Raw genomic sequence first — 16,552 nt, 5'->3', positions numbered from 1 at the left:
TGACGCTTCAGCCTGCGATGGTTACGGAGTGACGGTCAAGGCCACCCGCAACGCCACCTTCGGCCGCACCGGATCGTCGCTGGCCACGCAGACATAACCCACGTGTCCGCCCGGCGCGAGGCCGGCGGTGTTGATGCGCACGCGATTGGCGATCGTGCCGTGTCCCGGCACGGTGCCGAAGGCGCGGGTCGGCGCACCGATCCAGGGTGCACCGCAAGCGCTCAGGCCCTGGATGTCGTAGGCCAGCCCGGCGAAACCGGCACCGGCCAACCAGGTGCCGACACCGCTCGCGTTCGGCGCGATGGTGCGGAACTGGCTGTCGCCGCTGTTGGAGGCGAACCAGACCCAGCGGTTGGCGAAGCTGGTACGCGCATTCACCACCAGCCAGTAGCGGCCCGGAGCGAGTTCGACGTTCTGCCCGGCCGCGACCAAGTCCAGCGCGATGTTGGCGCCGTCCAGGGTCACGCCCGTGCCGTTCGGCGCGGAGGTGTAGCTCCACACCGCACTGCCGGCCAACGGGTTGCTGCTGGGATTACCGCCGTTGTCGGCATACACGCTCCAGCTGATGTTGGTCGCCGTGCTCGCCAGGGACGCACCGCTGGACACGAAGCCCTCCGAGAACAGCTTGGACAGGCGAGTGGTGTCGGTCAGGGTGAAATCGTCGCTGGAGAACTGCGCCGGCAGACCGCCGGCCGAGGCCGGGTCGGTGTAGATCGTGCTGCGGAAGCCGCTGGCGACGCCTTCGCTGCTGGCGTTGACGACGGTGCGCGATGCCGAACCGGTGTTGTCGACCTGGAACTCCAGCGGCGAGGCGCTGGTGTTGCCGATGCTGAAGTCGGCGAAACCGCGGCTGCCGGCCCTCAGGCTCAGCGACACTTGTTCCGGGCTCAGTGCGATCGCCGGCGGCTGCACCGCGACCGCGATCGGCAGATGCAGATCGGGCGATGCGCGGGTCAACAGCGGCTTGAGGTCGAGCTGACCGAAGTGCCAGCTTCCGTCCTTGGCGAAGCCCTTGCTCAGCACGATCACATGCACCGTCGTGCTCTGCCCGGGCGCGGACAGGAACACCGGCGGGAAGGCGATGCCGTCGAGCCCCTTGACCTGCGCCAGCCACAACTCCGGCTTGCCCTGGGCATGGCGGAAGACGCGCTTGAACGTGCACGAGCCATAGCACTCGCGCTTGTCCAGGCTGGCCAGGTTGAGCTTGGAGACGTCGCCGCCGGTGGCCGGATCGGCTGCCAGGAAGTTCGCCGTCGTCTCGTTGAGCACCAGGCCCGAGCGCAAGGCGCGATCGACCTGGATGCGGCCCGCTCCCTTGGCGAAGGCGTCGGCCGGGGTGACTTCGTCTTCTTTGAAGACCTCTTCCTTCGAGGTCATCATCAAGGCCGACTTGATCTCGTGCGAGGTCCAGTCCGGCTTGGCCTGGCGCAACAGCGCGGCGGCGCCGGCCTGATGCGGCGAGGCCATCGAGGTGCCGCTGAGCAGGCCGACGATGTTCTCGCTGCCGGTCAGGGTGGTGCCGGAAATCACCGCGAGTATGTTGACGCCGGGTGCGGTGACGTCGGGCTTGATCAGATCCAGGCCGTCGGTCGGTCCGCGCGAGCTGAAACCTGCGAGCACGTCGGGCGTATTCGGAATCGGCGTCGGCGGGAAGTTGATCCCACCGGTCGTCGTATTGCCGTTGCCGGTGGCGAAATTACGCAAGGCATCGCTGTCGGTCTGCGCAGCGAGGAAGGTCGGGATCGTCGTGCCCGGGACGCTGGGCGAGGTGGCGCCCGGTTGGTTGTTGGCGATCACCACCGCGACCGCACCCGCGGCGGCTGCGTTGTTGACCTTGACCGTGAAGTTGCAGGTGCCGCGACGCACCACCGCGACCGCATTCTGGAAGGTGGCGGCCGGGAACGCGGCGCAACCGTCGGCGGCGGTGTCGATGCCGGCGCTGACGCGGACCGGCGTGGTCGGCGGCAACGAGGTGGTGAACGCCGCGCCGGACGAGCCTTCGGTCAATACCACCGCCTGCAACGCCGGCGGCACGGCGCCGGGGCCGGTCACCTGCAGCAGATAGGCGAAGGTGCCGCGGCCGTGCTGGGAAGCGGCGGTCGTCGAGGTCCACGGTTCCTGGTGGCCCAGCGTGTTCGGGCCGGGGCCGCTGTTGCCGGCCGAGGTGGCGATGTAGATGCCGGCATCGGCCGCGTTGAGGAAGGCCAGCGACACCGCTTCGCCCCACGGCGAGGCGCCGCCGCCGATCGAGTAATTGATCACGTCGACGCCGTCGGCGATCGCCTGGTCGACCGCGGCCACCGCCGAGGTGTTGGGGCATTGGCCTTGGTTGGTCGCGATGATCGTGTAGCAGATGTCGTAGGCGATGATGTTGGCGTGCGGCGCGACGCCGGAAATGCGGATGTTGCGGCCCTTGTAATTCGCGGTCCAGGCGTTGCCGGCCGCGGTCGACGCGGTGTGGCTGCCGTGGCTGTTGGTGTCGCCGAAACCGGGCTCTTCGCGCAGGCCCGCAACGCCGCAGGTGTTGCCGGGCGGCCCGCAGACGAAGTCGTAACCGCCAATCAGCTTGTCGTTGCAACGGCCTTCGTCGACGCCGCCGGGGGCACAGGTGCCGAGGTAGTTGCCGCTGCCGTTGGGATTGATGTGCTGATAGCCGGTATCGTCGACCGCGGCGAACGCCGGGCTGCCGAAGTTAATGCCGGTATCGAGCACGCCGACCACCACGCCTTCGCCGCGGAACTGAGTCGGGCTGGCGTTCCACAACGCCGGCGCGCCGATCAGCTGCGGGCCGACGTCGGTCGCCAGCGGATACTCGCGGTATTCCTCGACCAGTTCGACGCCGGGCAACTTGGCGATACGCGCGGCTTCGTTCTGGGTCATGCGGGTGACCACGCCGTTGACGGCGTGATGCATGCGGCGCTCGATCGCCAGCGGACGACCGATCAACGAACTGATGCCGCGCTCGTGATCGCGCTGCACGGTGTCGAGATGGCGTACGTAGCTGCGCGCTTGCGCGCTCTGTACGTCGATGCGATTGCCGTCCGCGCTGTTGGCGGCAGCGCTGTTCGCGTTCTGCGCGCCGGCCAGGCGTTGCGGCGCGGGCAGGCCCGCGACTTCGCCGTGGTAGGTGCTGAGCGGTGCTTCCTTGTACAACACGATGTAACGGCTGGTCTGGGTTTCCAGGCCGTTATGGACACGATTCGGCGATGGTGCGCCGCCGATCGCGCCGGCATCGGCCGGGCTGTCGTTCGAGAGACCGCGGATCGCGGCCCCCGCGAGCGCCGCCAGCCCGACCAGGCTGATGGCGATCGTCAATCGGTTCAGTGCAGTTGGCATGAGAGATCTCCTCGTCCGTTCGCGAAGAAACCGCCCCACGCCTGCCCCCTCAGGCATGTCGCGGTTCGAATTCAGGAAGGTAAAGATCGTCGGCGACGAACGGCGGCCCTGCTCCGTGCCCGCAGCCCCCCAGCGCCCTTCCAAGCGCCGGAACTACCGCAAACGCAACGAGGCGTTGCCTCCCCTCCCAAGCCAGCAGCCTGCTGGAGGCTCGAACGTTGCGGCGTGATGAGTAACACATTTTCGATGCGCCCACAGATGCTTTTTCGGCATGTTGCAGTGCTGAAACCTCAGTTCCGGGGCAGGCGCGGACGTGCGGCCGATGCCGGCCAGCGATGGCAGCGAGGCCGAGCGAACCTGCGAGCCCTCGGCGAGGTTGCCGCTAACGACGACGGCGCCCGGTGGGGCGCCGTCGTTTTGTTGCGCCGCGGCAGAGTCGCGGTATTCACCTTGCATCGCAGCACGAGCCGCGAGTGAGGCGCGCTGCGGTGCGGCCTCAGGGCGTCACGGTCAACTCCACGCGCAAGGCCGAGTTGGGGCGCTCGGGATCGTCGCTGGAGACGCAGACATAACCGACGTAGTGCCCAGGGGCGAGACCGTTGCTGACGATGGTGATGTCGTGGTCGTCGCCATTGCCGATTCCGACTTGGCCGCTGCCCAAGTTGGTGAGTATCCAGCTCGCTCCGCAGGTATGCCGCGTCTCGACGCGCCAGGCCAGTCCGGTCCCGCCGGGCCCGGGCAAGCCATTTCTCCAGTTGTAGAAACCCAGACGCATGGCGCGATAGCCGTTGCTGCCGGCCGAGTTCGATTGCAGCCAGATCCACTGCGTGGCTTGCGCCGTGCGCACGTAAGGCACCAACCAATACCGTCCAGGCGCCAAGTCGAGCGTTTGATTGGCCGCAGCGAGATCCAAGCCGATATCGCCCCCCTTGAGACGCAGACCGGGCGCGGTCATCGAAGCGGTGGAGAAATTCCAGACCGCCGGTGGATTGCCGACCGTCATCGGGTGTCCGGATGGGTTGCCGTTGAAATCCGGATACACGCTCCACCCCAACATCATGGCCACGTTCGCCAACGGCGAGCCGCCGCTATTCGCGCCTCGCACGAGCATTTTGCCGATGCGCGTGGTTTCGGTGAGGGTGAAATCCTCGGCGGCGAAGGCCGCCGGCGGATTGAGGTTGGGATCGGTGAAGATCGTGCTCACGTCTCCATACGCGATAGACGAGGCGCTGGTGTCCACCAGCGTGCGCAGTGCGGTGCCACCGAGCTGGAACTGATACAGCAAGGACGAGCCGCCACGATTTTCGACACGGAACGGCACGGTCGCGTTGCTGCCCGCGGCCACGGTCAACGATACCTGCGCCGGATTGAACGCGATCGCCGGCGGCGGCACCGCGATCGCGATCGGCAAACGCAGAACGGCCTGGGTACTGCCGCTGCCGGATCTGAGCTCCAAACGGCCGTGGCGCCACGAGTTGTCTTTCGGCACGCCGCTGCTGTCGATGGTGACGAGCACCGCCTGGCTTGCGCCCGGCGTCAGCGTGAACTGGGTCGGCGCGACCGACCCGGGAAAGCCATGCAGAACCAAGTTCCAGGTCTGCGCGTTCGCCGAGGTATTGCGGAAAACCCGGGTGAAGCTGCAACTGTCGGGACACTTCGCCTGCGCCAGGCTCGCCAGGTTCAAGTTCGCCGGGTCGCCGCCGTTGGCCGGATTGGCCGCGCGGAAGTTCGCCGCGGTTTCGTCGAGCACCAAGCCGGCGCTCCAGGCCCGATCGACGCGAATGCGGCCGGCACCGATCGCATGCGCATTGCCGGGCGTGTACTCGTCGGGTAGGAACACCTCGGGCTTGGCGGTCATCATCAAGGCCGACTTGAGCTCGGCCGCGCTCCATTGCGGCCATGCCTGACGCAGCAACGCCGCCGCGCCGGCATTGTGCGCGGCCGCGATCGACGTGCCGTTCGCCAACGCGACCGCGGACTCGCTGCCGCTGATCGCCGTGCCCGACGTCGCCGCCAGCACCAGCACGCCGGGTGCGGTCAGGTCGGGCTTGAGCACGGAGAAACGGCCGGCCGGCCCGCGGCCGCTGCTGCCGGCCAACGCGTCGGGCGTGTTCGGGATCGGCGCCGCCGGATAGCCGATGCCGGCGGTCGCCGAGGCCTGGGCCATGGCGAAATCGCGCAACTGCGTGCCATCGGCGGCGGAAACGTGGAAGGCCGGGATGGTCGTGCCCGGATAGGTCGGGGCGAACGTGCCCGGCGCGTTGTTGGCCATCACCACCGCGACCGCACCGGCGGCAGCGGCATTGTTGACCTTGATCGAGAAGGTGCAGGTGCCACGGCGCATGACCGCAATCGCGCCCTGGAACGTCCCGCTTGGGAATGCACTGCAACCATCGGACCCGGTGTTGATGCCCGGACTCGCGCGCAACGGCGTGCTCGCGCCTATCGCCGCAGTCAGCGCTACACCGGTACTGCTTTCGCCCAGGACGATCGTCTGCACCGCCGCCGGCACCGGTGCGGGACCGGTGACCTGCAGCAAGGAAGCGAACTCGCCGCGCCCATGCTGCGCGGCCGCGGTCGTCGCGACCCAGGGTTCGAGATGCTCGACCTTGCCCGCCTCCGAGCCCAGGTTGCCTGCCGGCACCGCCACATAGATGCCGGCTTCGGTGGCGTTGAGCAACGCCAAGGACACCGCTTCGCCCCAAGGTTCGAGACCGCCGGTGATCGACAAATTGAGCACGTCGACGACGCCGTCGGCCACGGCCTGGTCGACCGCCGCGACCACCGACACGCCCGGGCAATAGCCCTGCCCGGTCGAGACCACGCTGTAACAGGCGTCGTAAGCGATCAGATTGGCGTGCGCAGCGACACCGGAGATGGCGACGTCGCGGCCCTTGTACTGGACTGTGCGCGCATTGCCCGCGGCCACCGATGCCACCTGCGTGCCGTGGCCTTGGCTATCGCCGAAACCGGGCTCTTCGCGCACCGTCGAGATGCCGCAAAAATTGCCCGGCGCGCCACAGACGAAATCGTACCCGCCGATCAGCTTGTCGTTGCAGCGCCCTTCGTCGACGCCGCCGGGAGCGCAGGTACCGAGATAATTGCCGCTGCCGAGCGGATTGACGTGTTGATGATTCGCCGCGTCCACGCCAGCGAACGACGGGCTGCCGAAATTGATGCCCGAGTCGATCACACCGATCACCACGCCATCGCCCTGGAACGAGGTCGGGACGGCATTCCACAGCGCCGGTGCGCCGAGCAACGCCGGCCCGGTGTCGCCGGCCTGGGCATATTCGCGATACGGCTCGACCAGCAAGACCTCGGGGCGCTGCGCGACACGCGAAGCCTCGGCCGCGCTCAAGCGCACTACCGCGCCATTGAGCGCGTGACGCAGGCGCCGCTCGACGTGCAGGCGGCGTCCGAGCGCACGGCCGATCTCGGCCTCGTGCTGCGCCTGCAGGCGCTCGAGGTGATCCAGATAGGCACGTGCGCCATTGCCATGCACGTCCAACCGTCCGCGGCCGGCAGGGCCGGCCTGCTGTCGCGCCGGTGCCGGCAGATAACCCGACTGACCGCGATAGGCGCTCAGCGGCGCCTCGCGATAGACCACGACGTAACGCACGGCGTCGCCGCCGCTGCCCGTACTCAAGCCCGGTGGCGGAGCGCCGCCAACCGGTCCCGAATTTCCTGCCTCCTCGCGCGACACCTTCATGGCCGCGAAAGCGAGCGCTGTCACCGCCGCCGCGGCTAGCGCCACGGCGATCGAAATCTGCTTCGACATCCTGTTGTCTCCCCGGGTGATGGGACGGTACGAGCGCACCGCCCGGCCGCGATGTTCGCATTGCGCCATGCGGATGTCCGCTGCGGCCGCGCGCATTGCGGTGGCTTGCAAAGGCACAACCAAGCTGCGCCCGACCGGCCGCCGAGGCTGCGATGCCGGGACCCGCCCGGCAGCCTGCGCGCCTAAAAAAAGCGGCGCCCTTACGAGCGCCGCCTAGAACTTGCCGCTTTTTGAAATCGCGCTTCAACGATCGGACATGGACTGCCCTGGGTTACGCGATAACGATGCGAACCGCCTTACCAGCCGAAGCCGACGCCCACGCCCGCCGAGCTTTCCGAATCGCTGAACGCACCGCCGACGGTGACCGTGGCGCGGTCGCTGATCGCGCGCTGATAGCCGATCGACAAGGCCTGCTCGCCGCCCTGGAAACCGGCGCCGACCGCGATGCGGTTCTGGGTGCGCAGGCCGGCCGCGCTGGCCGACATCTGCACCATCGCCGAAGTCATCGCGCCGAGCTTGTCGATGCGTTCGTCCTGCTTGTTGAAACGCCAGTTCATGTCCTCGCGCAGTTCGTTGATCGCCGCGGTCGGCGCCGCCAGCATCTGGTTCATGCGCGCATCGGTGTAGGTGTTGGCGCTGCGCAGCGTCTGCGCATCGCCGGCATCGGCACGCGAATTCGCACTCGCCAGCGTTTGCGCATCGCCGGCCTGCACCTGGGCGACGTTGGCCGCATCGGTCGGCGCGGTGCCGGTGGCGACGTTGGACACGCGCGTGCCGCCACCGCCCTGCAGAGTGACCTGTGCCTTCGAAGCGTCGTCATAGGTCACCGACGAAGCCACGCCGGCGCCGACCCGCGTATAGAGATCGGTCAAACGGCCGTCGACCGCGGAGAAGGCCGCGCCAACGTCGTTGTAATTGCCGCCCTGGATCACATAGGTCGGCGGCGTGAACACGCCGCCGGCGAAGCTCGCGCCGCCACCGAAGGCGCCGCTCAGGGTGTTGAGCTGCGAAAGGTTCACCGCATCGGTGTCCTGGGTCGCGGCGGCGACGTTGACCAATTGCCGCTCGCTGCCGGCGGCGCCGAAGGACACGCTGTTGGCGCGGTCGGCGATGGAATCGCTGCCGAGCGCGACCGAGCCGACGGCCGACGCCGAGCTGTTGGCGCCCAACGCGGTGGCGTTGTCGACGCTGGCCGAACTGCCGGCACCGCTGGCGGTGGAGAAGCGTCCGCCGGCCGTGCTGGCCGAGCCGCTCGCGGTGGAGAACTCGCCGGCCGCGGTGGCGCTGTCGCCGATCGCGCTGCTGTTGGCGGCCGAAGCGGTCGCGCCGGTGCCGACTGCGGTGCTCTGGTCGCCCGCAGCGGTAGTGCCCGCGCCGACCGCAACCGCGCCGACCGCGCTGGCGGTCGCGCCGGCGCCGGTGGCCACGGCGAAGTCGCCGTCGGCGCTGGCGCCCTGACCGCAAGCGATGGCGCTGCCGCCGGCGGCGGTGGCGCCGCCGGTGGTGGTGCCGCCGAAGCCGTCGTCGAGCACGCAGGGCTCGCCGGCCCAGACGGTTGTGCAAGCCAACGAAAGAGCGGCGGCGAGAAGAGTCTTGTGCGAAATGTTCAAACTGTCCCCCAGTAGGATGTCGTGCGCCGCCGCGGATCCGTGCATCGGCGCGGCGGTGGAAAGAGGCATCGACGCGGACCGCACAAGCGGCCGCGCCGGGTTTTGAGGTGCCGGACCCGAATGCGGGTCCGGCACCCGGAGCGTCACGGCGAGGGCGTGACCGTCAGGGCCACCCGCAGCGCCGCCTTGGGACGCAACGGATCGTTGCTGGCCACGCAGACATAGCCGGAGTAGCTGCCCGGCGCGAGGCCGGCGGCGCTGATCTGCACCTGCGTGTCGACGTTGGCGCCGACCGCGAGGCGGCCGAACGCGCGCGACGGCGCGCCGATCCAGGTGGCGCCGCAGGCGTTGGCGCCCTGCAGCTGATAGGCCATGCCGGGCGCACCGGCCGTCGCCGTCCAGGCACCGCTGCCGTCGGGGACAATGATCGCGCCGCGGTAGATGTTGTCGCCGCTGGTGGCGTTGAACCAGAACCAACCGGTCGCCAAAGGCGCGCGCACCGATACCACCAGCCAGTAGCGACCGGCCGGCAGATTGACGTTCTGACCGGCGGTGGCGAGGTTGAGGTTGAGGTTGATGGTGGCGAAGCCCGAGGTCGACACGCCGGCGCCGTTCACCGTGGAGGTGTGGCTCCACACTGCCAACTGCGGCGTCGATTCCGGATTGCCTTCGGGGTTGCCGTCGACGTCGCGGAAGATCGACCAGTTGATGTTGGTCGAAGTCGCCAGAGAACCGCCGTTGACGAAACCATCGGCGACGATCCGGGTGATACCGGTCGCATCGCTGAGGGTGAAGTCATCCGCCGACAGCTGCGCGCGCGCGCCGACCGTGGCCGCGTCGGTAAAGCGAGTGGAACGGCGGCCATTGGCGTTGTTCGGCAACTGCGCGACCAGCGTGCGTCCACCGCTGCCGGTATTGTCGATCTGCCAATCCAGGTTGGAACCGCCGATGTTGCCGAGGCGGAAGGTCACGTTGCCGCTGCTGCCTTGGGTGAGGGTCAGCGCGGTGGCCGGGGTGGCATCCAGACGCGGCGGTTGCACCGCGACCGCGATCGGCAGGCGCAACAGCGGTTGGCTGGTGTCGCCGCCGGACGGCGTCAGCACCAACTTGCCGAAGTTGAAGTTGCCGTTCGAGGGCAAGGAGCTGGTGCTGACCGTGATCTTGACCGTCTTGCTCTCGCCCGGATTGAGCGTGAACAGCGAGGGCGAGACCAGTGCGCTCAAGCCCTGCACCTTGCCGGTCCAGGTCTGCCGGGTCGACAGCACGTTACGGAAGGTGCGGGTGAACGAGCACGAACCGGCGCAGCTGAACTTGGCCATGCTGGCCAGGTTCAGCGCCGAGACCTCGCCGCCGCCGGCCGGATTGGCCGCACGGTAGTTAGCGGTGGTCTCGTTGAGCACCAGACCGGCGCGGATCGCTTGCTCCAGTTGCAGGCGGCCGGCGCCCATCGCGTGCGCATCGGCCTGAGTGACGCCGTCCTCCTTCAGCACTTCCTGTTTGGCAGTCATCATCAGCGCCGACTTGACCTCGGCCACGGTCCAGTTCGGACGTGCCTGGCGCACCAGCGCGGCGGCGCCGGCATGGTGCGGCGAGGCCATCGAAGTACCGCTGATCAGGCCGACCAGGTTCTCGCTGCCGCTGATCGCCGTGCCCGCGGTGACGGCCAGGATATCCACACCCGGCGCGGTGATTTCGGGCTTGATCACATCCAGGGTGCCGGCCGGGCCGCGCGAGCTGAAACCGGCGAGCTGGTCGGGCGTGTTGTTGACGATCACCGACGGGAACGGAATGGCGCCGACGCTGGTGTTGGCGTTGGCATTGGCGAAGTCGCGCAGCAGGTTGCTGTCGGCCTGGCTGGCGACGAAGGCCGGAACGGTCGCGCCGGTCACCGTCGGGGTCAGCCCCGTAACTTGGTTGTTGGCGATGACCACCGCCACCGCACCCGCGGCCGCGGCGTTGGCGACCTTGTCGCTGAAGTTGCAGGTGCCGCGGCGGACTACCGCGACCGAGTTCTGGAAGGTATTGGCCGGGAATGCGGCGCAACCGTCGTTGGCGGTATCGATGCCGGCGCTCACGCGCACCGGCGTGTTGGCCGGAATGGCGACGGTGAACGGCGTGCCGCCGCTGCCTTCGGTCAGTTCGATCGCCTGCAGGTCGTCGGGCACGCTGCCCGGGCCGGACAGCGACAGCACCCATGCGAAGGTGCCGCGGCCGTGCTGCGAAGCGGCGGTGGTGGCGACCCATGGTTCCAGATGGCCGGAACTGTAAGACCCCGGGCCGTCGTTGCCCGCAGCGGCGGCAACGTAGATACCGGCATCGGTGGCGTTGAGGAACGACAACGAGGTCGCTTCGCTCCACGGATTGGAACCGCCGCCGATGGAGTAGTTGATGACGTCGACCACGCCGTCGGCGATGGCCTGGTCGATCGAACGCACCGTGGCGGTGTTCGGGCACAGGCCGCGGCCGGTGGAAATCTGGGTGTAGCAGGCGTCGTAGGCGATGATGTTCGCGCGCGGCGCGACGCCGGAAATGCGGATGTTGTGGCCGCGGTAGCTCGCGGTCCAGGCGTTGCCGGCCGCGGTCGAGGCGACGTGGCTGCCGTGGCTGTTGGTGTCGCCGAAGCCGGGCTCTTCGCGGATGTCGGCCACGCCGCACTGGTTGCCCGGCGCGTTGCAGACGAAATCGTAACCGCCGATCAACTTGTCGTTGCAACGGCCTTCGTCGACGCCGCCGGGGGCGCAACTGCCCAGGTAGGTGCCGGCGCCGAGCGGGTTGACGTGCCGATAGCCGCTGTCGTCGATCGCGGCGAAGGCCGGGCTGCCGAAGTTGATGCCCGAGTCGATGATGCCGACCACCATGCCCTCGCCACGGAACCCGGTCGGAGCGGCGTTCCACAGCGCCGGCGCACCGATCAGCGCAGGGCCGACGTCGGTGGCCTGCTCGTATTCCTTGTACGGCTCGACGAAGCGCACTTCGTCGAGTTGGGCGAGGCGATCGGCCTCGCGCGGGGTGAGCTGGGTGACCATGCCGTTGAGGGCGTGGCGCATGCGGAAGTCGATGCGCGGGCTGCGTCCGAGCAGGCCGCGGATGCGCTGCTCGTGCTGGGCCTGGACATCGCCCAGATGCTGCACGTAGCCGCGCGCCGCCGCGCTTTGGACGTCGATGCGTCCATTGCCGGCGACCGTGCTCGGCAGGCGCTTGGGCGCCGGCAAACCGCGCACTTCGCCCTTGTAGCTGCCCAACGGCGCCTCGCGGTAAACCACGATATAGCGCTGATAACCGTCCAGCGCTGCCTCGCTCGGCAGCGACGGCGGCGGTGCGCCGCCGATCGGCCCGCTCGGGCCGGCATCGCGGCCCGACATCAGCGCGCTCGCCCCCGCGACGGCGGCAACCGCGGCGATCGCCGCCGCAATGGAAGTCCTCTTCATCACTTTCCGCATTCCCCTAGCCCCTCTTTGCTGACGCATGCGCTAAGCGCAACGCCTGGCCAACGCGACCGGCATTGCGCACTCGTGTAGGGGAAGGTGGATCCGTCGCGGCGCCGGCGTGGACACGGCCCAGGTGCTGCGTTGTTCCTTCCCCCTGAAGTCACAACGCAGGCGGAACGGGATCCCCCCACCCGCGTCACACTTTATTTGTGGAATAACCTTGCCAGTCTTGGCGAAACCGGCCGAACGATGGCCGCCGAAACCCTTGCCCGCGGGCTTGGAATCAGGTAGACGCGCGCCACGGCCGCAACTGCCCGCCGCGGTAGACGATCAGATACACCGCCACCACCCAGGCGGTGGCGACCGCCCAGCCGGCGAGGATGTCGGAGGGGAAATGCACGCCGAGGTAGAGGCGCGAGAAACCGACCAGGGGCACGAAGGCCGCCATGATCGCCAGCACCGGCCAGCGCCAGCGCGTGTTCCAGCTCAACAGGATCAAGGTCGCCGCGAGCGTCATCGAGCCCATCGCGTGGCCGCTGGGGAAACTGTAGTTGTGCTCGGGCGCGATCGACTCCCACAGCGACGGCCGCTCGCGGGCGAAGAACTGCTTGGCGGCGATGTTGAGCAGGGCCGAGCCACCGAGGGCGAGCGCGGCGAAACTGCCTTCGCGGAAACGGCGGCGCGCGATGAGCGCGGCCACCAGGGCGATGTCGAACGGCACCACGCCGTGAAGGTAGCCGATCCGGGAGATCAGCACGAAGAACTTGTCGTAGCCCTCGCGCGCCAGGCCGTGGGCGTATTCGAGGATGGGTACGTCGAAGACGATCGCTTCCTGCTCGTGGATCTCGTCGGCGAGTTCGGCGAAGCCCCACAGCGGCATCAGCAGACCGATGAAGACCAGCAGCAACAGCCAGCCGTGTCGACGCAGCAGCGCGGCGCCGAAGCGCGCTTCCTGCTGGAGGGTGTCGCCGCCCTCTCGGGCGGCGACGCTGGACTCAGACGCCTGCGGCGCGGGCGCCATAATTGCGCTCGACGTAGGTGTCGATCAGGGCGACGAATTCGGTGGCGATGTTCTCGCCGCGCAGGGTCACGGTCTTCTGGCCGTCTTCGAACACCGGCGCCGACGGCGCTTCGCCCGTGCCCGGCAGCGAAATGCCGATATTGGCGTGACGCGATTCGCCCGGGCCGTTGACGATGCAGCCCATCACCGCCAGGGTGAGGTTTTCCGCGCCCGGATGGGTGATCTTCCACTCCGGCATTTTGGCGCGCACGTGTTCCTGCACCTTCTGCGCGAGTTCCTGGAAGAAAGTGCTGGTGGTGCGGCCGCAACCCGGGCAGGCGGTGACCATCGGCGTGAACGCGCGCAGGCCCATGGTCTGCAGCAGTTCCTGGGCGACGATGACTTCGTTGCTGCGGGCCTGGCCCGGTTCGGGCGTCAGCGAAATGCGGATGGTGTCGCCGATGCCTTCCTGCAGCAGCACGCCGAGCGCGGCGCTGGACGCGACGATGCCCTTGCTGCCGATACCGGCCTCGGTCAGGCCCAGGTGCAGGGCGTGGTTGCTGCGGTTGGCGAGTTCGCGATACACCGCGATCAGTTCCTGCACGCCGCTGACCTTGGCGCTGAGGACGATGCGTTCGGCCGCCAGGCCGAGCTCGACCGCACGCGCGGCCGAGTCCAGCGCCGAACGGATCAGCGCCTCGCGCAACACGCGGCCGGCGTCCCAGGGCTCGGCGCGCTCATGGTTTTCGTCCATCAGCTTCGCCGCCAGGGCCTGGTCGAGCGAGCCCCAGTTGGCGCCGATACGCACCGGCTTGCCGTGTTTGATCGCCAGCTCGATCAGAGTGGCGAACTGGCTGTCCTTCTTCTTGCCGAAACCGACGTTGCCTGGGTTGATGCGGTACTTGGCCAGGGCCTCGGCGCAGGCCGGCTCGGCGGTCATCAACTGATGGCCGTTGTAGTGGAAGTCGCCGATGATCGGCACCTCGATCCCCATCATCGCCAGCTTGTCGACGATGCGCGGCACCGCCGCGGCCGCTTCAGCGGTGTTGACGGTCACCCGCACCATCTCCGAGCCCGCGCGCCACAGTTCGGCGACCTGCTTGGTGGTCGAGGCCACGTCGGCGGTATCGGTGTTGGTCATCGACTGCACCACCACCGGAGCGCCGCCGCCGACTTCGACGCCGCCGACCTTGACCGTACGGGTCAGACGGCGCGGGAGGGGGCCAAAACCGGAATGAGCGCAGGGCAGGACGAGGTCTGAATTCATGCCCGCCATTGTAGCGCCGAGGGCCGGGCTTACGTGTCGCGCAGGTGAAGCGCGGTTCGATGAACGGCCCCGCGCAAGGGCCGAAGCCGCGGACCGGCGCTGAGACCGGGCCGGCCCATCGCGATACTATCGGCGCCTGCGCCCGTCGGCGCCCCTTGCGGCGCCATGCCGTCGCTCCCGCCAGCCCGCCGTCTCTCCAGTCTCTTCCATGCCCCCCAGCGACCCCGATCACGTCCTGACGCCGAGCCAGCTCAATACGCTGGCGCGCAACCTGCTCGAGGACACCTTCCCGCTGATCTGGGTCGAAGGCGAACTCGGCAACCTGTCGCGGCCGTCCTCCGGGCACCTCTACATGACCCTGAAGGACGCGCGCGCCCAGGTCCGCTGCGCGATGTTCAAGCCCAAGAGCAGTTGGCTGAAGTTCGTCCCGCGCGAAGGCCTGCGGGTACTGGCGCGCGGCCGGCTGACCCTGTACGAAGCGCGCGGCGACTACCAGCTCGTGCTCGACCATATGGAAGAGGCCGGCGAAGGCGCCTTGCGGCGCGCGTTCGAGGAACTCAAGGCGCGGCTCAGCGCCGAAGGCCTGTTCGATACCGAGCGCAAGCGCGAGCTGCCCCGCTTCCCCTCGCGCATCGCGGTGATCACTTCGCCGAGCGGCGCGGCGGTGCGCGACGTACTGAGCGTATTGGCCCGGCGCTTTCCATTGGTCGAAGCCGAGGTATTGCCGGTGCCGGTGCAGGGCGATGCCGCGGCGGCGCAGATCGTCGCCATGCTGCAACGCGCCCAGGCCTCGCAACGCTACGACGTCATCGTGCTGGCCCGCGGCGGCGGCTCGCTGGAGGACCTGTGGGCGTTCAACGACGAACGCCTGGCACGCGCGATCGCCGCGTCCGAAGTGCCGGTGGTCTCGGCGATCGGCCACGAGACCGATTTCACCCTCGCCGATTTCGCCGCCGACGTGCGCGCACCGACGCCTTCGGTGGCGGCCGAGCTGCTGGTGCCGCAGCGCGAAGACCTGCTGCACCGCGTGCGCGTGCTGGAGGCGCGGCTGCGCAATCTGCAATTGCAGCGCCTGCGTCAGGCCATGCAACGCGCCGACCGCGCCGGCCTGCGCCTCAACGCCTTGCGCCCGCAGGCGCGACTGGCGGCCCTGCGCGTCCGTCAACAGGACGCGCTGCGCCGCCTCGAACAGGCCTGGCGCCGCCAGCTCGAACGCGAACGCGCGCGCCTGCGCCACGCCGACGCCGTGCTGCGTGCGCACCAACCGCAGCGGCGCATCGCGCGCTTGCGCGAACGCCTCAGCGCCCTCGCCCACCGCCCGCAGGCGGCGATCGCCCGGCGCCTGCGCAGCGACGCCCTGCGCCTGCGCGGCCTGGCGCGCTCGCTCGAAGCCTGCAGCCCCTTGGCCACCGTAGCCCGCGGCTATGCCATCGTCCAACACGAAGACGGCCGCGTCGTGCGCAGCGTGCTCGACGCCGCCCCCGGCGACCGCCTCAACGCGCGGGTCAGCGACGGACAATTGCGCCTGGTAGTGGAAGCGCCGGTCGGCGCCGACGGCGAGCGCGGGTAACCGAAGCACCCGACCCGATCGCGGCCTGTAGCGTTTCTACGTAGTCTGCGGCCGGTGACGGTGCGAACGGAATCATCACGGTCGCGGCTCGCGCCGCTCCTACCCGGAAGCAGGTTGCCGTTGCCGTTGCCGTTGCCGTTGCCGTTGCCGTTGCCACATGAGCTTGGCGCAGTATCGAACTTGCGAGAACGCCTGGAGACCCGGAGGGCGCCGCACAGGACGTGCGGCGTTTTTCGATAGGACAAGGATGTCCTATCGAAAAATCCCGGCGACAGCATCGCACTCGTGGCCTGTGCCCTTGCAAGGAGAGCCCTTTTCTTTGGTTACCTTTCTTTTGGGCTTAGCAAAAGAAAGTAACCCGGCCGCGTTAGCGGGCGGAAGCTCTGCACTTGCTTGATCGACACCCTGCGAGATCGGTCGCGACTTACGTCGCTCCTACAGGGGTGACAGCTCTGCACTTGCGTGAGGTTTTCAGAAACAAGATCAAACGCCAAAAGCTTCCGCCACTAAAGCGGCGGGTTACTTTCTTTTGTCTAAAGCAACAAAAGAAAGGTAACCAA

Annotated in this window: 7 protein-coding genes; 1 reads left to right on the top strand and 6 read right to left on the bottom strand. The window is 68.3% G+C overall.

Annotated features, from left to right (window positions below; translation table 11 throughout):
* Positions 1 to 21: 21 nt before the first annotated feature.
* The 6 genes from ACTJJK_RS05445 to ispG form a co-directional block, all read right to left on the bottom strand.
* Complete coding sequence (locus ACTJJK_RS05445) at positions 22 to 3,336, bottom strand: S8 family serine peptidase (protein ID WP_440729697.1); 3,315 nt, start codon at positions 3,334 to 3,336, stop codon at positions 22 to 24.
* Between the two features lie 496 nt (positions 3,337 to 3,832).
* The gene (locus tag ACTJJK_RS05440) at positions 3,833 to 7,117 is read right to left on the bottom strand and encodes a S8 family serine peptidase (RefSeq protein WP_440729696.1); all 3,285 of its coding nucleotides are present in this window, start codon (positions 7,115 to 7,117) and stop codon (positions 3,833 to 3,835) included.
* A 296-nt stretch (positions 7,118 to 7,413) separates the two neighbouring features.
* Positions 7,414 to 8,685 (bottom strand): YadA-like family protein, encoded by a 1,272-nt coding sequence (locus ACTJJK_RS05435; protein WP_440729695.1) that lies wholly within the window; start codon positions 8,683 to 8,685, stop codon positions 7,414 to 7,416.
* 185 nt (positions 8,686 to 8,870) lie between these two features.
* The gene (locus ACTJJK_RS05430) at positions 8,871 to 12,167 is read right to left on the bottom strand and encodes a S8 family serine peptidase (protein ID WP_440729694.1); all 3,297 of its coding nucleotides are present in this window, start codon (positions 12,165 to 12,167) and stop codon (positions 8,871 to 8,873) included.
* Between the two features lie 271 nt (positions 12,168 to 12,438).
* A complete protein-coding gene (locus tag ACTJJK_RS05425) occupies positions 12,439 to 13,176 on the bottom strand; it encodes a phosphatase PAP2 family protein (RefSeq protein WP_440729693.1) in 738 nt (245 codons plus the stop codon).
* Positions 13,151 to 14,422 carry a flavodoxin-dependent (E)-4-hydroxy-3-methylbut-2-enyl-diphosphate synthase gene (gene ispG, locus ACTJJK_RS05420; protein ID WP_036149614.1) on the bottom strand — a complete coding sequence of 424 codons (1,272 nt, stop codon included), beginning with the start codon at positions 14,420 to 14,422 and terminating at the stop codon, positions 13,151 to 13,153. The genes ACTJJK_RS05425 and ispG overlap by 26 nt, the downstream gene beginning before the upstream one ends.
* A 208-nt stretch (positions 14,423 to 14,630) precedes the next feature.
* Between ispG and xseA the strand changes: the two genes are divergently transcribed.
* Positions 14,631 to 15,992, top strand: a complete 1,362-nt coding sequence (gene xseA, locus ACTJJK_RS05415) for an exodeoxyribonuclease VII large subunit (RefSeq protein ID WP_440729692.1) — start codon at positions 14,631 to 14,633, stop codon at positions 15,990 to 15,992.
* Positions 15,993 to 16,552: the final 560 nt, after the last annotated feature.

The organism is Lysobacter sp. 22409 (assembly GCF_052045105.1).
GTDB lineage: Bacteria > Pseudomonadota > Gammaproteobacteria > Xanthomonadales > Xanthomonadaceae > Lysobacter > Lysobacter antibioticus_B.
The sequence above is the reverse complement of the archived record's forward strand: the minus strand, read 5'-3'. Positions and strand labels throughout refer to the sequence as shown.